The following is an 18,040-nucleotide window of genomic DNA, read 5'->3' as shown; positions in this document are numbered from 1 at the left end:
AAACAATATGCGTATGCAAAAAACAGTATTGGGTGCATGTGGTCTGGCCCTCAGCATGATCGCTTCCAGCGTCATGGCCCAGAGCCTGACCCAGGCCGAAATCGATCAACTGGGTAATACCCTGACCCCGGTCGGTGCGGAAAAGGCCGGCAACGCTGCGGGCACCATCCCTGAGTGGACCGGTGGCCTGGCTACCGACGCCGGCAAGCAGATCGAGCGTGGCTTCTGGGAAAACCCCTATGAAGGCGAGCAGCCGGAATTCGAGATCACCGCGCAGAACTACCAGGAGCACAAGGACAAGCTGACCCCCGGTCAGATCGCCATGTTCGAGCGCTACCCGGAAACTTTCCGCATGCCGGTGTACAAGACCCACCGCAGCGTAGCTCTGCCACAGTCGGTTTATGACCAGATCAAGCAGACCGCCGGCAAGGCCAAGCTGGTCAACGGTGGTGATGGTATCGACAACTTTACCCACGGCAGCTTTGCTTTCCCGATCCCCAAGGTCGGTGGCGAAGTGGTATGGAACCACCTGACCCGGTATCGCAAGAACCTGCAGCGTTCCTACGTGCAAGCCATGCCGCAGACCAATGGCTCCTACACCCTGATCAAGTTCCAGGAAGACGTAGCCTATCCGCAGTTCATGCCTGACGTGGACCTGGAAAAAGCCGCCAACGTCCTGGTGTACTTCAAGCAGCGGGTAAACGCCCCGGCGCGTCTGGCCGGTAACGTACTGCTGGTTCATGACACCCTGGATCAGTTGAAAGAGCCGCGCATGGCGTGGGTCTACAACGCTGGTCAGCGTCGCGTACGTCGCGCACCGCAGGTAGCCTACGATGGTCCGGGTACCGCTTCTGACGGTATGCGTACCACCGACAACTTCTCCATGTTCAGTGGCGCGCCGGATCGCTACAACTGGAAGCTGGTCGGCAAGAAGGAAATCTACGTACCGTACAACAGCTACAAGCTGTCTGATCCGAGCCTGAAGTACAGCGACATCCTGCAGGCCGGGCACATCAACCCCGAGCACACCCGCTTCGAGCTGCACCGCGTGTGGGAAGTCCAGGGCAACGTGAAGGACGGTCAGCGCCACATCTACGCCCAGCGTAACTTCTTCTTCGATGAAGATTCCTGGATGCTGAACCTGGCTGACCATTACGATGGTCGCGGCACCCTGTGGCGCGTAGCGGAAGGCCACCTGGCCCACGCCTACAGCGAGCAGCTGCCGGGCTACAGCACCGAGACCCTGTACGACCTGCTGGCAGGCCGCTACATCGCGTTGGGTATGTACAACGAAGAGGCATCCGCACCCAAGTTCGGCATGACCCCTTCGTATAACGAATTCACTCCGTCAGCGCTGCGCTCGGCGGGTGTTCGTTAAGCTGATCACCTTGGGTGATGGAAAAGGGAGCCTTCGGGCTCCCTTTTTTTATGCGGGTGATCCGGTGGGGATGTGCTCATCGAAAGGATGCGGCCACGCAGGGCTCAGGTTGAAGCAATTGGATCAAACTTTTTCGGAAACGAGGCTGTCCAAAATCACAACGGGAGAGGATTCAGCAGAACCGAGCTTCTCCGTTACGTGGACTGCGATAAATCGTGGTTCAACTCTCATCTAAGGAGGTAATCCATGAACAATATCGTCTATATCGTTGGTGCCGTGGTTATTGTGCTGGCCATTCTTTCATTCCTCGGTTTCCGTTGATCGGCCGACCAGATCACGTATCGCGCTAGGTCACTCGCCACGAGCGGGGAAGTATTGGCGTACCTTGCTCAAGACCCAGTTCGGTTTCGCAGTGCTGAATATCTTCAATAATCCTGCAGCATCCACCGTGCGATGCTGCAGATTGAAGGAGAGGGCATTACGCAATGCCGGCCAGCAGTGCGCTGGCAGATTGGCTGGTCGCTGTAGCGATTGATCCTGTTGCATGTCCTTGGCCTGCTGCGCGGTCAGTCGGCTGAAGGGGTGCAATCCGCCACTCAATTCATACAATATGCAGGCCATCGCGTAGACGTCGGCTGAAGCGGTCAGCGGCTCGCCGTTGATCAGCTCCAGGGCCGCGTAGCGCGGGGTCCAGGCAGCTATACGCTTACGGCTGAGCCGGGGCAGCCCGGGCAACAACCCGTCGATAGCCTGGCCCAGACCGAAATCAAACAACCTGACACCATCCTCCGTGAGAATGACGTTGCTTGGCTTGAGGTCGCCATGCAGGACACCGTGACTGTGCGAATAGGTCAGCGCCTGCAGCAGCGGTATCGCAATGGCCTGCAGCTCATCCCAGGGCAGACCGGCCGGATTGGCTTCGATCAATTGATCCAGCGTCGGCCCCTTGAGCAGCTCCATGGTGATGAAGGCGCGCTGGCTCGGGCGGTCGATGGTGAAGTCATGCAGCCGGACAATGTGGGCATGATGCAGGCGGTTGGTCAGGGCGTATTCGCTGTAGAGCAGGGCGCTGGCATCGGGGTATTCGAGAAAGGTCTCATTAAGGGCCTTCAACGCCACCCAGGGTTCGGGATCGCCAAAATGGGCGCGCATCAGATCCTTCGCTCGGTAAACGGCGCCCATACCACCGACCCCGAGCAGCCGCTCGATCCGGTAGCGCTTGCAGAGCACCTGCGGCAGTACGTCAACGCCGCCGGCTGCGGTTTTCTGCAGCGTCGTCGTCTCGTTCGCGGCGCTGGCGAGACGGGTGAGCTTGGAAGACTGGGGTTTTTTCTCTGATGTCGTCATCTCGATATCCATGTCTCAGCGGCGGATTACCACGGCACTGATGTTGTCACGTGCCGGGCCTGCCAGGCACTGGTTGAACAGCCTCTGGAGCGCCAGCGAGGGCGATGGCAGGTTCAACGCCGCGCCAAGGGTGTCGGGTAACAAGCTCTGATAGAGCCCGTCGCTGCATAGCAGCAGGGTATCGCCGGGGTAGACAGTGAAGCGGATCATGTCCAGCTCCAGTTTCTCATGGGCGCCGATGGCCCGGGTCAGCGCCCGCGCTGACGGGTGTCGGGCCGCCTCGGCCGGGCTAACCCCCTGATCACTGATCAACTCTTCCATGTAGGAATGATCCCGCGTCAGTTGAAATAGCCTGCCGCCGCGCCACATATAGCATCGACTGTCCCCTGCCCACAGGCAGCATGCCTGGTCACCCTGGGCGAGCATGGCCACCACGGTACTGCCGACGATCGCCTCGGGATGATCGTTGTGCACCGTCAGGTCGGTCGCCAGATGCCGGTTGAGCAGGTGCAGCGCCGAGCGCATCCAGTCGACCTGCTGATCAAGGTCGAGAAAGTCGGGCAGCTCGGCCAGCCGCTCGACGATCAGGCGGCTGGCCAGATCGCCGTTCAGGTGGCCGCCCATGCCGTCTGCCACCAGCCACAGGCCCCGCTCGGGTAGTGCCAGGAAGGCATCTTCGTTGCGTGCCCGCACCTTGCCCGTGTCGGTGCGGGCGGCGCAGCGCCAGATGCCTGCTGACCCACTCATTACAACTTCGCCGGCAGGCTGAAGCCGCGCATCAGGCTGATATCGAAGGGGTTGGGTGAGCGTTGGCTGTGCAGCAGGTAATTGGCCCGCATGCCGCCGAGACTGGCCTTGACCAACAACACGTCGCGGTCGTTGTGGTGGGCCACTTCCATCTGCTCCAGCAGGCGGAACAGCGACCAGGCGCCGGAGTTCTGTTCCAGGCTGGTGCGCTTGCCGCCGAGGTCTTCCACGGTCAGGGTAATGCGCCCATCCTCCGCGCTGGCCGGCCAGCGGAACGGGGTCTGCACGATGGGGCCGTGGCGATACTCCATGCTCTGGTCGCCAAAGCGGAAGCTGGCACGACCGAGGCTGGAATCCAGCGAGTAGGGCTCCAGCTTGAACAGGATCTGCGGCTCGTCGGGGCTTTCGCTGAAGAAGCTTTTGCGGATGGTCTGGATGCGACTCATCTGCGCCAGGAACTGGCTGGACAGCGGCAGTCCCCGCCCGTCGACCCGGCGCAGGTGGTACCGCTTCGCACTGCCGCTGACAAAGGGGCGCAGATAGTTATCGAAGAAATTGTCCGCTACGCCCTGGACCCGGAAGAACTCGCGGAAGTCGGCCAGGGCCACTTCGCTTTCGGTGTTGGCGCGGAACGGATAACGCTGATGCAGCGAGGCGCGATAGGGGGCGTAGAATTCGCTGCGGTAACGCTCGGCAATGTGCTGGTAGGCATCGTCCAGCACCAGCATCCAGCTTTCGGCCGCCATGGTGTTGAACCAGGCGCCCACCGGTTGCGGTAGCAGGTCGGCATGGGCACGCACCTGGTTGATGGCGTCCTGCCGACCGGTCATGCGGACCTTGGCCATTTCGAAGGCGGCCTGCTGCGGCGAACTGGCATGGGCCAGGCTGGAAAGTTGCTGTTGCAGCGCATTGAGCGACTGCATGGCGCCGGCCAGTTCCGCCCCCGCCGCGCCTTGCTCATCGAGCAGGCGGTGCAGGGGTTCGAAGCGGCGTTCCAGTAGCTGCCGCGCGTTATTGGTGGCGACCTCGATGGCTGGCAGGAGATCCGTATCGGCCAACCCATCCGCAGCGGGTGGCTCGGCACTGAAGCGGGTGTTCTCATGCACTTCGGTCAGCAGGCGCAGTATCGGCGAGCTGGCGGTGGTCAAACCGGCCAGTTGTTGCGCGGCCTGGCCGGCGTTGACCAGTGGCTCGGACTTCAATAATGACAGGGCCTCGGACCAGTAGTTGGCATAGTCCTGGAAATACAGCTGCTCCATTTCCGCCTGCAGCCGCTCCATGTCCTTGCTGCTCAGCTTGTCGCTCTCGCCCAGCACCCAGTTGTCCTTGAGGATATTGCCCACCAGGCTGGCGCCGCGGTCGGCAAACATCTTCTGATAACCCTTGCGGGTATAGAAGCCGGGGATGCTGTAGTTGCTGCCGGTGATCAGGCTGGCGTTGGGGCCGAGATGGTAGACCAGACGATATTCCGGCAGGCTTTGGGCCTGTTCTCCGAGACTGCGATAGAGGATGCTCGCCAGCGATTCGCTACGCAGTTGCAAGCGTGCTTCGGCAACCAGGCGCCCGTTGAGCCGGTAGGGCGCAAAGGACTTGTCGAGCAGGCGCTGGAAGTGGGCATTCAGGCCGTCCTGGACCCGGTCATTACCCGGGTACAGGCGTGACCAGTCCGCCGCCAGCCAGTCCTGCAGCCAGTCGGTATCCCGGCGGTTGGCCAGGTTGAGCATCAGGTAGGCGCGAAGATTATCCAGCAGACGCTCGCGGTTGTTCATGCTGTGGCGAATCTGCCGCTCCAGCTGCTGGCCGACCCGCGGCAACAGCAGTGTCTCCAGGTCGCGGTAATAGGCCTGATCGAGCGTGGCGGTCACCTTCTCGCCCTGGTACAAGCCGCCGCGATGGCGCCAGGCTACCTCGTCTGCGGGTGGGAACAGCTGGCTGGCGGCGTAGCTGGCGTCCAGTACGCCAAGCAGGTCCCGGGCATCGTCCCGGGGCTCGATACCGCGGCGTTCCTGGGCCAGCTCCCGACCCATGTCCCGCAGTTGCTCAAGGCGGTCATGATTATTCGAGAAGCTGCTGGTCCAGGTCAGTCCAAGCGCCAGCAGGCAGACCACGGCGCAGGCGTACATGCTGCGCTGGCGCCAGTTGATGCGTTTCACCTCGCGCTGGTCCAGGCCAGCTAGTGCGGACTCGGGGAAGACCACGCGGCTCAGCAGGTGGTGGATGAAACGGGCCTGGCCGCTGCGCAGGGAGGGCAGCTCACTGGCCAGCGGCGACAGGTTCTGGCCAATGCTGGCGGTCAGCGGATCGACCTGGCTCTGCAGGTGCGGGGCGCTGGTGAGGTAGAAACCACGCAGCTGCGCCGCCTGCTGATAGCGGTTGCCGGAAAAGGCCAGTTCGATGAACAGGCCCAGCCGCTCGCCGATAGTACCCAGCTGATGGGGGAAGTCCAGGATGCGCCCGCGGCGCTGGGTGTCACGCTCCTGGTGCAGACGGGAGATGACCTGGCTGTTGAGCCGGCGCAGCAGTTCCTCGAACTCCTCGCGCACCACCTGGATGCTGGTGCCGTCCTGGCCTTCGCTGAAGGTAGCGCCGAGCACCTGGTCGGCTTCGTCGCGGGATAACTGATCGAAGTATTCATCAAAACCCAGCAGCCCGTCGGCCTTGCTCAGCACCAGGTACACGGGCACGTCCATGCCCAGCTTCTGGTTGATTTCCAGCAGGCGCTGGCGGGTCTGCCGGGCCAGGGTTTCCAGCCCCAGCTCGTTCTGACCAAGCAACTGGTCGATCGGAACGTTGACCAGCACCCCATTGAGCGGGCGCGGCCGCCGACGGCGTAGCAGGGTCAGCAGGGTCTGCCAGGCCAGGCTGTCGATCTGGTTGTCGGGCTGGGTGAGATAACGGCCCGCGGTATCAATCAACACGGCATGCTCGGCAAAATACCAGTCGGCGTGGCGGGTCGGCGAAATGTCCCGGGTCATGCGACCCTTCTCGTTCTTGTTGAGCGGGAACTCGATACCGGAGAAATCCAGCAGGCTGGTCTTGCCGCTGCCCTGCGGGCCGATCAACAGGTACCAGGGCAGCTCGCTGCGCCAGCGCTCACTTCGGCCACGATAGAAACTGGAGCGGCGCAGCGTGCGGACGGCGTTGCGATAGCGGTTGTGCAGCTCGTATTGCTCTTCGACGATGATGCCTTCGCGGCGCAGGCGTTCCTGGGCGTGCTCATCGTCTTCTTCGGCCTTCTTCTGCTTGTTGTTACGCCAATGGACAACGGCAACGCAGATCCCCCAGACCAGCAACAGCACGCAGATGAGGAGCAGGCGATTGGCGACCGGCGCCAGGAACTTATGGTCATTGATGGCCAGCAGCGGACCGGCGACCCAGACCAGTGCCGACACTGCCAGCACCGCGCACAGGCTGAAAGCCCAGCCGCGGCGGAACAGTGCGAGGATGCGATACAAAAGAGACCTGATGTTCATTGACCGTCTTCCCTGGATGACAATGATGATTCGATGGATGCCTGGCTGACCCAGGGCTGCAGGATGCTGGCACGCTGCTCATTGAGTACCCAGCTGAAGCCGCCGTACATGACGGCCAGGCAGATCACCGTGGACAGCGCCACCAGCCAGCCGGGAATGATCCTGATCAACTGGCCACCCGGGTGCTGCAGACCCTCCCAGTGGGGCGAGATATCCCGCGGAATATCGCCGCGCAGCTGGCGGATCTGGCGAAACAGACTGTCACGGATCAGCTCCAGCTCCTGCATGCCCCGCGGCAGCACCCGATACTTGCCCTCGAAGCCCAGGGACAGGCACAGGTACATCAGCTCCAGCATGGCCAGATGTTTCACCGGGTTGCGCGACAGCCGTTCGAGCAGCAGGAAGAACTTCTCGCCGCCGAAGGTCTCGTTGTGGAAGCTGCTGAGCAAACTCATCTGTGACCATTCGCTTTCGTTACCCCAGGGGGTGGTGACCACCGCCTCGTCCAGGGTGGTGCAGATAACGTAGCGGGCGGCCATCACCTGGCTGCTTTCCATGCCCTCCTGCAGGGTGCGATGCTCGAACAATTTGATCTCGGTGATCAGGTGCTCGCGCAGGTGGGGCAGGTCCTCGGCGGCGTGGCTGTGCTTGAGCCGTACCACCTCCGACAGCAGGGTGGCCGCAGCGCCGGTAAGGGGGTTGAGACTGAGGTTGAAGCTTTCCGCTGGACGCACGCGCGCCGCGTAGATCATGCGTTCGTCCAGGGGTTCGAATTTCGCCGGCGGGGTGAAGTCCGTCAGCGCCGTCTGTGCCGGCGTTTCGTTGCCGCGGTGGAGGATGACGGTCTGGTCATCCTGGCCGTGATGTAGTTCCCTGATGGTCATGTCAGCTCCTGATGGCCCAGAACATTATTTCCAGCCCCGGGAATTCGCCGGAAACGTGGAAGGCGAAACCGCCCGAGCGCTCCAGCTGTGCCAGGTCTTCGGAGCTGAGTTCCAGGGCGAAATAGGTCTTGCCCGAGTGGAAGGGGATCTGCCGCGGTGCCACCGGCATGGGTCGGATGCGGATGCCCGGCAGGTGCAGGTTGACCAGTTGGCGAATCCGCTCCACCGGCCCGACCTTGAGGTGCGCCGGCAGCCGCTGGCGCAGTTCCTCCGAATCGCAGTGGGCACTGGCCGCGAGTACGAAGGCGGCATTGCCGAGCAGCTTGTGATCGTTCAATGGCGATACCTGGATGCCGTATTGACGCTGTTGCAGGGCCAGTTCGATGGCGTGCTGCTCCAGCACCATGGACAGGACCTGGCGGATGGCGATCATCAGTTTGCGGAAGCTCGGCCCCTGATCGCTGTGCTGATAGCGGCTTTCCAGCCGGGGCCGGCGGACCTCGCCGGAGTAGCTCGACAGCTCGCCGAGCATGGCCAGCAGCTCGCGATAGATGTGTTCGGGGTGGGTCTGCTCCAGGGTCAGGTAATGACGCAGTACCGGCTCGACCCGGTTGATCAACTGCAGCATCAGGAAATCACCCACTTCCGCCGCGCCGGTCTTGCCGGTAGCCCGCACGCGCTCGGCCAGGATGTCGCCCCGGTGAGCGAGCATGCCGATGACTTCCTTGACGCAGGTTTGCAGAAACGGACTGGTCTGGAAATGCAGGTGGGTGGGAATATAGTCCTGGTCCAGGCTGACCACGCCGTCGGGCGTGGTGTCCAGGATCTGGCAGAGTTTCAGCCGCACGCAGGCTTGACTGTCCTCTTCATCACCCAGCTGCAGGCGAAAGTCGGGTTGGCCGCAGCTGACCTGTGCCGAGCTGCTGTCTCCTGCGTTGGCGTCGGCCACCTCGGCCTGCCGTACGACGTATCGGGCAAGGACGTCCTTCTGCTCCGGTCGCCGCGCCTCGATATGGTTGCCGCTGACCAGCGGCAGGCTCAGGTAGACCGGGGCATTGCTGGTGTTGGGCGGAATATCCAGGGCCAGCGGCTCCTGCTCGGTGCCCAGTTCGAACAGCGTACCGTCGGGGAGAATGCCGCTGGCCTGGCTGATCACCAGCTTGCCGGTGGTGAGAAACTGATGATCGATCTCCAGCTGGAAGAAACCCCAGCTGCAGCCGGTCTGCCGCTGGGTACGGACCTTCAACTGGTAGTCGTAGTAGCGATCGTTCTGCTGGAAGTGCTGCGGACGCAGCAGCATGCCTTCCTGCCAGATAACTTTGCGGATAGCCATATCAGTCTTCCCTGGCGTTGGCGGGTGCGCTGATGCCCTGGGCGTCGAGATAGAGCTCGGCCTTGTTATGGCTCTTCTGACGCAGCGGGATCACATAGCGCCAGTTGGCTTCAGGCAGATTGCGGTAGGCCGCCAGCACCCCGATATAGCGGCTTTCCGGCTGGGCGGAGAGTTTGTAGCTGCGCTTGTCACCCGGGCGCAGTTCCAGCTCCTCCTGGCTTACCAGATCCGGCGTCAGGACTTCACGGGGGCGCTGATAGAGCGAGAAGAACTCGGTATTCTCGAAGGCCACGGGATTGCGCAGCTCGATCAAGCGGACCACGATCGGCGAGGGCCGATCATTGATATCCGGATTGAGTCGTGGGCTGCCTTCCAGGGTCAGGTCCAGCTTGGTGGTGCTGGAAAAGGGCGAGCAGCCGGTCAGGGCCAGCACGGTGGTAACGCAGAGCAGCAGTAGGGGGCGCAGCATGGCAGTCATCCTTGATAATCGGTGTTGAGCGTGGCGATAAGGCGAATCTGTTCTTCGTAGGCGGTGGCAAAGTCCCGGGCGAACAGGCGCTCGCTCCATTCGTTGTTACCCTCCAGCGCGCTATACAGCTTCATATAGGCGCGCCAGCGGCCGCCGGAGGTGCTGATCAGGGACTTGTTCTCCCGTTCGAAACGCAGGGTCAACTGTTCGGGCGACAGGTGTTCCAGCATGCCCTTGACGGCGGCGCGGCTGGCCGCGATCAGCGCTACCTGGTGGGCCTGCAGGTCGCGGAAGGCGCGGCTTACCGCCTGTTCGGCGGGCAACTGGCCGGGCTCGCTGTCGCGCAGCAGGATGGTCAGTGCGGCGGTGGCATCGCTGCTGTGCTTGAGGGGATTGTTGCCGGCGGTCTGCACCGTGGTCTGGGCCAGACGCATTTCGCTTTTCAACTCGCTGCGGGTGCGCAGGCCCTGTTGCAGATTGCCGACGCTGATCTTCAGCAGGCGGGCGACACGTAGCGCGAGTGCCTGGCGTTCCTGCTCATCCAGCTGCGCCAGATCGACACCCAGCTCGCTGGCAAACTGGTCCCAGAAGCGCGGCGGCAGGCGCTGTGGCTCGGGTGCTGGGGCGGGCGCGGGTGTCTCCGGCGGGGTGACCAGTTCGGGAACCGCCAGGCTTTCCATGTCGATGCGGGCATAATCCTGCTGTGCCTGGCGGGTGCTGGCCAGGCCGGGCATGGCCAGCTCATCGGTCTCGTTGTATAGCCGCTCCTGCTGGTCCAGGGCATTCAGCGGATCCAGATCGAGAAAGGCGTCGTCGGGGATGATATTGGCACCGCCAGCGTGTGGGCTGGCGTGATCGAGGAACACCGAGGGGTCCTGGATCAGTCGTGCCTGGATCTCCACCTCGCCCAGACAGTAGACATCACCATGCTCGATACGCTGGGGCTCGCCCTTGCTCAGACGCGCGCCGCTGTTTTTCAACTGGATACCGTTGCTGCTGGTATCGGTCAGGAAGAAGTGCCCGTCGCGGTGGCTGATGCGCGCATGTTGTCCGGAAATCACCCGCCGGGTATCGGGAATGACCCAGTCGCAACTGTCGGCGCGACCAATGATACCGCCGGCCTGCTTGAAGCTCTTGCTGGTGACCAGGCCGGGCATCTGTTGGGGGGCACTGACCACATCGAATACCAATTCCATGGTAGGACTCCTGGCGCTACGGGCGGCGCTCGGCCGCGGTGGGGTCACCCAGCGGGCGATAGTCGCCGTCGCTGAGTTTGTAATTGGCGCCGCAGCCGGTCAGCCACAGTGCTGTGGTCAGCACCAACCAACTGGCCAGGCGCCGCCGGGACGGGGGGACGGGCGTTGAAACGGAAGATCCGCGCATCATCTATTGCTACTCCTTGGGTTATCCGGGCTGTTCAATCGGCAGTCATTGGCGGGCATCGGCTTTCTCCCGCGCGCGCACTTCGGCGGCACAGATATTCAGGCGCTGCATGCGGTAGAGCAGGGTGCGCCGTGGCAGCCCCAGTTCGGTGGCGGCACTGGTCTGATTGCCCTGGTTACGGCGCAGGGATTCGATGAGCAGGTTGCGTTCGACCTGCTCCAGCCGCTCGCGCAGGTTCAGGTTGCTGCTGGCTGCGCCTTCGAGGGAGAAATGCTCGGGCAGCAGCTCGTTGCCGTCGCACAGCAGAATTGCCCGCTCGATCAATCCCTTGAGTTCCCGCACGTTGCCCGGGAAGGGGTAAGCCAGCAATTGCGACTCGGCATCCTGGGACCAGCGGCAGACCGGGCGTTGCAGGAAGGCGCAGGCCTGTTCCGCGAAATGCCGGGCCAGCTGCAGGATGTCCTGGCCTCGTTCCTGCAGCGGCGGCAGTTCGATGGGGAAGTGCGATAGCCGGTAATAGAGGTCCTCACGAAAACTGCCGGCCTCCACCAACTGTTTCAGGTCCCGGTGGGTGGCGGCAATAATGCGCACATCCACCTTGTGGGTGTCGGTGCTGCCCAGCGGGCGCACTTCACCTTCCTGCAGCACCCGCAGCAGCTTTGCCTGCAGGCTCAGAGGCATGTCGCCGATCTCGTCGAGGAACAGGGTGCCGGTGTCCGCCGCGTCGAGCAGACCGGCATGGTCGCGATCAGCTCCGCTGAAGGCGCCCTTGCGATAGCCGAACATCTCGCTTTCCAGGAGGTTTTCCGGCAGCGAAGCGCAGTTCTGCACCACGAAGGGCCGGGTGCGCCGAGAGCCATAATCATGGATGGCCCGGGCGACCAGTTCCTTGCCGGTACCGGTTTCCCCGGTCAGCAGCACGTTCACCGGGTTGTGCAGCACCTTGCCGATCATCTGGTAGAGCGCCCGCATGGCTGGACTATCCCCGATCAGGCCGTAGCCGCTGGGGCAGGGCCGGTCGCCGGCCGGCTCGAAGGGCGCCGAGGTGGCGGGCGCATCGAGCCGATTCAACAGACCCAGCTGACCCACCGCAAAGTTGCCCAGTAGACCGAGGGATTCCGCAAAATGGCCCAGACGCCGGGGCTGGGCACTGGCGACCAGCAGCACACCCAGTACCTGCCGGCGCTCGGATTGCAGTGGTAGACAGAGCAGGCTGCACCACGGCGCCGGGCTCTCCGGCAGAAAAGCGATGTCATGCAGGTGGCTGTCCAGGGTATCGATAGCCAGGACCTGGTTCTGCAGCAGGCAGTATTGCAGCAGTTGCTCGCGGTGGTAGTCGCTTGGCAGGCTGGCCTGTTCGCGGGTCTGCCAGCGGTTCTGGTGCCATTCCGCCGTCAGGGTCAGGCGGGTATGGGTTTCATCCAGCAGATAGAGCTGGCTCAGGTCACAGTCGGTCAGCCGGCTGGTGGATTCGACCAGGCCCTGGCACAGGCTGCGGCTCTCGCCCAGCCCCGCCAGCCGCGTAAAGTGCGCGAACAGCGCCTTGGCATAGTGCAACGGCTGCGGCAATTGGCTGAACATCAGCGGCGGCTCACGCGAAGTCACAGACCACCCGCCCTTCGTCAGTCACGCTGGCCTGCATCTGCCGCAGGGCTGTGCCCGTGGCCATGGCCTCGAGCAGCCGATCGACCACCTGCGGCTGCAGGTGCCGGTCGATCAACTGGTCAACCAGACGCGCGCCCATGTCGCTGTCGGTACACAGCTCGGCGAAATGCTGAACAAGCTCCGGCGTGTGGCGGAACGTCACCTGACGACGTTGCAGCCGCTGGCCGAAGCGCTCCAGCTTGAGTGCCACCAGCTCGTGCAGCACCTCGCCGGTGATCGGGAAGTAGGGCACCATCTGCATGCGTGCCAGCAAGGCCGGTTTGAAGTGGCGACTCAAGGTCGGCCGGATGGCCTGCTCCAACTGTTCGGCGCTGGGCTGTTCATTACCGCGACAGAGACCCAGGATGCTATCCGCACCCAGGTTGGAGGTCAGCAGGATCAGCGTGTTGCGGAAGTTGATCTCCCGCCCCTCGCCGTCATTGGCCACACCCTTGTCGAAGATCTGGTAGAAGATATTGAGCACCTCGGGGTCGGCTTTTTCCACCTCGTCGAGCAGGATGACCGAATAGGGCTTCTGCCGTACGGCTTCGGTGAGCATGCCGCCTTCGCCGTAGCCGACATAGCCGGGTGGGGCGCCGATCAGCCGTGAAACGCTGTGTTTTTCCTGGAACTCGGACATATTGATGGTGGTGAGGAAGCGCTCTCCACCGTACAGCAGGTCGGCCAGCGCCAATGCCGTTTCGGTCTTGCCGACCCCGCTGGGGCCGACCAGCAGGAACACCCCGGTGGGGGCATCGGGTGAGGACATGCCGGCAGCGGCCGCGCGAATGGCGCGATCCAATGCCTGGACGGCCTGCTCCTGGCCCCGCAGCCGCTGGCGCAGATCTGCAGTGAAGCTGGCCACCCGGGCATTGTGCTGGCGGGCCAGCTGGGACAGAGGGATACCGGTCCAGTGGCTGAGCACCTCGGCGACCAGGCGCGGGCAGACCTCATGGTTGACCAGCGCGCCCTCGGCCTGGGCCGCGTCGAGCTCGGTCTGCGTCTCGCATAATCTGGCTTCCAGCTGCGCGAGTTGCGTCTGTCCAGCGACTGGATCTTCCTCGACCGTAGGGGCCATGCCAGCCTGACGCGCCGCGGCACATTGTTTGCGCAGCTCGAGCAGCTGCAGGGCCAGATCCCGCTGATGTTCCCAGCGGTGCTGGAGTTCGCCCAGTTCGCTGTGGGCGGTGAGCAAGCGATTTTCCAGCCGGTCCAGGGCCTCGGTATCGATGGTCAGGCCAGCCTGTTGATCACGCCGCAGGGCATCGCATTGGCGTTCGCCCTCGGCTAGTTCCTGGCGCAGGCGTTCGACCGCTTCGGGTGCGGCGGCAAGGTTGATACGCACCCGCGCACAGGCGGTATCCAGTACGTCCACCGCCTTGTCCGGCAACTGCCGCCCCGCCAGGTAGCGGGCGGACAGCTCGGCCGCCGCCACCACGGCGTCATCGCGCAGGTAGACCCCATGGCTCTGCTCGTATACCGGCGCCAGCCCGCGCAGGATGGTGATCGCTTCGCTGACGGTGGGCTCATGCAGCTGCACGGGCTGGAAGCGCCGGGCCAGGGCCGGGTCCTTTTCGAAATACTTCTTGTATTCGCTCCAGGTGGTGGCAGCGATGGTCCGCAATTCGCCCCGGGCCAGCGCGGGCTTGAGCAGATTTGCCGCATCCGAGCCGCCGGCCTGGCCGCCCGCACCGATCAGCGTATGGGCTTCATCGATAAACAGGATGATCGGCCGGGGCGCTGCCCTGACCTCGTCGATCACCGCCTGCAGCCGGCGCTCGAACTCGCCCTTGATACTGGCCCCGGCCTGCAGCAGGCCCAGGTCCAGGCACAGTAGCTCGGTATCCGCCAACGCCGCCGGCACCTGGCCCTGGACGATGCGCAGTGCCAGCCCCTCGACAATGGCGGTCTTGCCTACGCCGGCTTCACCCACCACGATGGGATTGTTCTTGCGCCGCCGGGCGAGGATATCGATCATCTGGCGGATGGCGGCGTCCCGGCAGAGCACCGGGTCCAGTCGGCCCTCTTGGGCCTGGCGGGTGAAGTTGTGGGTGAAACGTTGCAGGGCGGACTCGTTGCTCGCCAACGCGCCAGGCGAAGCGGTGGCGGGCTGCTGCGAACGGGCGAATTCCCCCAGGCGCTCGGCGTTCAGTTCACCCAGGATCGCCATGTACCCCGTGCCGGCGTACCGTAGTGGATTACGCAGCAGCGCAAGGATCAGTGCGGCCTGGTCGATCTGGCCCTGTTTCAGCTCCAGCGAGGCCGTCAGCAGGGCGTCCTGTAGCCACTGGACCAGCTCGGGGGCAAACACCGGGTTGTTGGTGCTGGCCGACTCGGGCCGCGGCTGGAGCATGGCGGCCAGTTCATCGGTACTGTGGCCGGCATCCTGCAACGCCCGAACCAGCAGGCCATCGGGACGGGCCAGCAGGCAGGCCAGCAGGTCTTCGACCAACACCTTGGCGCCGCCTCGGCCGACGCAGCGTTCGGCGGCGGCTTCCAGGTCCCGACGGCTGTCGGCATCCAGGGCCTGTACCAGTTGTTGCAGATCCAGATTGATCATGGGGTCCATCCTCATAGGTTGTTGGCCGGGAAGGGTGTCTCAGCACACCTGCTGGGGCTGACTGCCCAGCGTGACCATGGCGTCGGCGCGCTCGCAGCCCAGCCAACTGGTCCAGCCCAGCCGGCAGGCGTTGCCCTTGCCCAGGCGTAATTCGCGGATTTCGTCCGGTCGCAGGTGCAGGCGGACGTCGTAATCCAGCGGCGTGCGCAGCACGAAGCGGATCAGCACGCGCAGCGGTTGGTTGTCACCGCCGGGCGGCAGAAAGTCGTGAAAGCGCGCCCAGTCGAGATTGAGAATATGAATGCGGAACTTGCCGCTGCGATCGCGCACCTGTTCGCCCAGCACCAGGCTGTCGCCCAGGGTGCTGTTACCCAGGCCCAGCTGGCAGCGTTGTTCCGCGGGAATTTCCACTTGCCGCTCCAGGCATTGCTCGATATGCAGTTGCTCGTGCTTGAAGTAATAACGCAACACCGACTCGACCATCGCAGCCGACTGCGCCCGCAGACTGAGCAGGCCCAGATAGGGCAGCAGCCGCTTCCAGTTCAGTTCGGTGGAATGTCGGATGATGCTGCCGCTGAGCCCGATCAGCGAGAACAGCAAGGCCGACACCGCATCGCTGCCGCCCGGTTTGAAACGCGCGTGGTAGCGGTATTTCTGCCAGACCGGCAGCAGCAGCCGCTGCAGCCGGTTGTTGAACAGGTCCATGAACTCGCGGGTGGGATTGCCGTCGGCGCTGTCGCCGAGCGCCTGCTCACCGTAAAAGGCCGGCAACGGCGAGCCGGCGCCGAACAGGCTGATCAGGTTCACTCGCAGCCGCGCCCGCAGCTCACCGCGCTCCTCAAAATACTCCACCGACTCGATTTCACTGCCCGGGAAGCCCATGCTCGGGTTCGCCTGCAGTTCCAGACGCTCATACAGCGCCTCATCGTCCAGTTCGGGATGGGCCTGGCGCAGGCGCTCCTGCACCAGTTGCACGCCCTGGAACAGGCTGTATTCCCGAATGCTGCGCACGATCGGACTCAAAGCAGGGGCTGTTGCCCCATGCGTGGCGGCCATTGATAGGTCTCTCCCTTGGAACTCTTGACCCGCAACTCGTGGAAGGAGTTGAGGCTGGCGTAAAGTGCAAAAAATTCGTTGAGCACGGAGGCGAACAGGAACAGATCGCCCTCGCCCAGGTAGCCATCGGCGTCCATGCTCAGCTCGGTGCGGATACCCCGTACCGGCAAGCCGCGGTGCAGCCGGTCAACGTGCGTATGGCTGATGTGCTTGAGGCCGCCGAGCAGGCGCTTGCTGACCTTGGCGGCATGCTGGTCGGTATGGCGTGGCAGGTCATAGGTTTCCAGGATGACCTTGAGCGCCTCGACGTTGGCCAGTGACAGGTAGTTGAGCGACATGTTGCTGATCAGCTTCCACAGGAAATCCCGGTGCAGAGGCGGCGCATGGCAGGGGGTGACCGCGCTGATATTGCGGAAATTCAGGAATTCCGGAGTGCCTTCACAGGGTAGGCAGATATCACCCAAGGTCAGTTTCTGCGGAAGGTTCTGGTTAGTACAGGTCAGCTCCACCGACAGCGTCTCGTGATGTTCCAGGCTGTACAGGCCGAAGCTGAGATAGGTCTCCAGCCCGTCGCCCACCGGCGATGCGTACTGCCGCAAGCTGTAGTAGGGGCGAGCCGTGTCGGCGCCGAAGCTGGTGTCGTGTTCGAAGGACTCGAAGGGGACATATTCCTCGTAGCCCTGGCCGCCCGGCTTCCAGCCGGTCACCCGGTCGATGGAAAACACGCCGCAGTGACGATTGCCGTAGGTGGCTGGCCGCAGCAGATACTGGTCCTGGCGGCCGTCGAGCCGGATCGGACTAGCGTCATGGCTGAACAGGTTGACGATCGGGGTGCAATACAGCCGCACATTGTCCAGCGTCGGGCGGATACGCTGTTCCCCCGCCTTGGCAATATGACAGCGCAGCTCCAGGCCCCTGGCCTGCTTCAACAGTTCCGCCGGTGCGCGTTGCACTACGTTCAGACCGAGTATGTCCACGAACAGGAACTTGTCCTGAAAGGCGAAATATTCCTGAATGTAGCGATAGCCGCGGAAGGTATTGAGGGGGTAGGGGATCATCGCCTCCTCATCAGCGAAGCCTACCTGTTGCACCTGCTCCGGGCCCAGCCGCAGGGCCTTCGTTATCTCGCCGGGCAGCTCCAGCGCAGCACCGTGCCGGTCGAGCAGCACGAGCTCGATGCTGTGCAGATTGCGCGACAGGCCCAGCAGCAGCATCTGGCTGATGTAGCGCTCGCCAGCGAAATGCAGGCGCAGTTGCTTGAGCTTGATATCCGCGAGGTTGCCGGGAGCGCTCATCATCAGTTGCAGATTGAGCAGGGCGCCATTGCCCTTGACCGAATAATCCACGGCCTGCATTGCCAGGGGCAGCACCTCGGTATCGAAATTGGTGCGGAATCGGCAACTCACTCCGTCTACCGGCCGTGACTCCACCGGCGTATTGCGGGCCACTACCAGGGCATCGCCAGCGTGGCGCAGCGGATCGAACTGCAGAATGCTCATCGCCGGCAGCGGCCGCATATAGTTCGGCCACAGCAGATGCATCAGCGAATGGGTGAGCTCGGGCAGCTCGTCGTCGAGCTTCTGCCGCAGCCGTCCAGTGAGGAACGCAAAGCCCTCAAGCAGGCGCTCAACGTCCGGGTCCTTGCCGCTCTGCCCAAGAAAGGGTGCCAGCGCCGGGCTGCGCTCGGCAAAGCGCTTGCCGAGCTGCCGCAACGCGGTCAGTTCACTTTGGTAGTAATGGTTGAACGACACTGTGCATCCCTGTGT

Annotated in this window: 13 protein-coding genes; 1 reads left to right on the top strand and 12 read right to left on the bottom strand. The window is 63.2% G+C overall.

Features of this window, described 5'->3' with window-relative positions; genetic code table 11:
- Positions 1-13: 13 nt before the first annotated feature.
- Positions 14-1,378, top strand: a complete 1,365-nt coding sequence (locus VG99_RS02295; protein WP_044501378.1) for a DUF1329 domain-containing protein — start codon at positions 14-16, stop codon at positions 1,376-1,378.
- Between the two features lie 351 nt (positions 1,379-1,729).
- Here VG99_RS02295 and VG99_RS02290 read toward each other — a convergent pair whose 3' ends face one another.
- From VG99_RS02290 to tssF, 12 genes are read right to left on the bottom strand one after another with little or no spacing between them, the layout of a single operon-like run.
- Positions 1,730-2,725 carry a serine/threonine-protein kinase gene (locus VG99_RS02290; protein ID WP_044498136.1) on the bottom strand — a complete coding sequence of 332 codons (996 nt, stop codon included), beginning with the start codon at positions 2,723-2,725 and terminating at the stop codon, positions 1,730-1,732.
- Between the two features lie 15 nt (positions 2,726-2,740).
- Positions 2,741-3,472 (bottom strand): PP2C family protein-serine/threonine phosphatase, encoded by a 732-nt coding sequence (locus VG99_RS02285; RefSeq protein ID WP_044498135.1) that lies wholly within the window; start codon positions 3,470-3,472, stop codon positions 2,741-2,743.
- Complete coding sequence (tssM, locus tag VG99_RS02280; RefSeq protein ID WP_044501377.1) at positions 3,472-6,939, bottom strand: type VI secretion system membrane subunit TssM; 3,468 nt, start codon at positions 6,937-6,939, stop codon at positions 3,472-3,474. The genes VG99_RS02285 and tssM overlap by 1 nt, the downstream gene beginning before the upstream one ends.
- Positions 6,940-6,941: 2 nt before the next feature.
- Positions 6,942-7,829: a type IVB secretion system protein IcmH/DotU gene (gene icmH, locus VG99_RS02275; RefSeq protein WP_044498134.1), complete on the bottom strand. Its 888-nt coding sequence runs from the start codon at positions 7,827-7,829 to the stop codon at positions 6,942-6,944.
- 1 nt (position 7,830) lies between these two features.
- Positions 7,831-9,162, bottom strand: coding sequence for a type VI secretion system baseplate subunit TssK (gene tssK / locus VG99_RS02270; RefSeq protein WP_044498133.1), 1,332 nt, complete (start codon positions 9,160-9,162; stop codon positions 7,831-7,833).
- Between the two features lies 1 nt (position 9,163).
- Positions 9,164-9,631 (bottom strand): type VI secretion system lipoprotein TssJ, encoded by a 468-nt coding sequence (gene tssJ, locus VG99_RS02265; RefSeq protein ID WP_044498132.1) that lies wholly within the window; start codon positions 9,629-9,631, stop codon positions 9,164-9,166.
- Positions 9,632-9,636: 5 nt separating this feature from the next.
- Positions 9,637-10,827, bottom strand: a complete 1,191-nt coding sequence (tagH, locus tag VG99_RS02260) for a type VI secretion system-associated FHA domain protein TagH (RefSeq protein WP_044498131.1) — start codon at positions 10,825-10,827, stop codon at positions 9,637-9,639.
- Between the two features lie 16 nt (positions 10,828-10,843).
- Entirely contained in the window at positions 10,844-11,017 is a 174-nt protein-coding gene (locus VG99_RS16015) for a type VI secretion protein (RefSeq protein WP_338052293.1), read from the bottom strand.
- Between the two features lie 42 nt (positions 11,018-11,059).
- Positions 11,060-12,595, bottom strand: coding sequence for a sigma-54-dependent Fis family transcriptional regulator (locus VG99_RS02255; RefSeq protein ID WP_044498130.1), 1,536 nt, complete (start codon positions 12,593-12,595; stop codon positions 11,060-11,062).
- Between the two features lie 10 nt (positions 12,596-12,605).
- Entirely contained in the window at positions 12,606-15,218 is a 2,613-nt protein-coding gene (gene tssH, locus VG99_RS02250) for a type VI secretion system ATPase TssH (RefSeq protein WP_044498129.1), read from the bottom strand.
- Positions 15,219-15,257: 39 nt separating this feature from the next.
- A complete protein-coding gene (tssG, locus tag VG99_RS02245; RefSeq protein ID WP_044498128.1) occupies positions 15,258-16,274 on the bottom strand; it encodes a type VI secretion system baseplate subunit TssG in 1,017 nt (338 codons plus the stop codon).
- Complete coding sequence (gene tssF / locus VG99_RS02240) at positions 16,238-18,025, bottom strand: type VI secretion system baseplate subunit TssF (RefSeq protein ID WP_044498127.1); 1,788 nt, start codon at positions 18,023-18,025, stop codon at positions 16,238-16,240. The genes tssG and tssF overlap by 37 nt, the downstream gene beginning before the upstream one ends.
- Positions 18,026-18,040: the final 15 nt, after the last annotated feature.

Origin of the sequence: Pseudomonas saudimassiliensis (genome assembly GCF_000939975.1) — a bacterium.
Taxonomy (GTDB): Bacteria; Pseudomonadota; Gammaproteobacteria; order Pseudomonadales; family Pseudomonadaceae; genus Halopseudomonas; species Halopseudomonas saudimassiliensis.
Note: the sequence above shows the minus strand (reverse complement) of the source record. Positions and strands in the feature narration are given on the sequence as shown.

What these genes read in the sequence shown, in the direction of transcription:
- VG99_RS02295 (WP_044501378.1), top strand. Translation starts at nt 14, where the DNA reads ATGCAAAAAACAGTATTGGGTGCATGTGGTCTGGCCCTCAGCATGATC.
- VG99_RS02290 (WP_044498136.1), bottom strand. Translation starts at nt 2,725, where the DNA reads ATGACGACATCAGAGAAAAAACCCCAGTCTTCCAAGCTCACCCGTCTC.
- VG99_RS02285 (WP_044498135.1), bottom strand. Translation starts at nt 3,472, where the DNA reads ATGAGTGGGTCAGCAGGCATCTGGCGCTGCGCCGCCCGCACCGACACG.
- icmH (WP_044498134.1), bottom strand. Translation starts at nt 7,829, where the DNA reads ATGACCATCAGGGAACTACATCACGGCCAGGATGACCAGACCGTCATC.
- tssK (WP_044498133.1), bottom strand. Translation starts at nt 9,162, where the DNA reads ATGGCTATCCGCAAAGTTATCTGGCAGGAAGGCATGCTGCTGCGTCCG.
- tssJ (WP_044498132.1), bottom strand. Translation starts at nt 9,631, where the DNA reads ATGCTGCGCCCCCTACTGCTGCTCTGCGTTACCACCGTGCTGGCCCTG.
- tagH (WP_044498131.1), bottom strand. Translation starts at nt 10,827, where the DNA reads ATGGAATTGGTATTCGATGTGGTCAGTGCCCCCCAACAGATGCCCGGC.
- VG99_RS16015 (WP_338052293.1), bottom strand. Translation starts at nt 11,017, where the DNA reads ATGATGCGCGGATCTTCCGTTTCAACGCCCGTCCCCCCGTCCCGGCGG.
- VG99_RS02255 (WP_044498130.1), bottom strand. Translation starts at nt 12,595, where the DNA reads ATGTTCAGCCAATTGCCGCAGCCGTTGCACTATGCCAAGGCGCTGTTC.
- tssH (WP_044498129.1), bottom strand. Translation starts at nt 15,218, where the DNA reads ATGATCAATCTGGATCTGCAACAACTGGTACAGGCCCTGGATGCCGAC.
- tssG (WP_044498128.1), bottom strand. Translation starts at nt 16,274, where the DNA reads ATGGCCGCCACGCATGGGGCAACAGCCCCTGCTTTGAGTCCGATCGTG.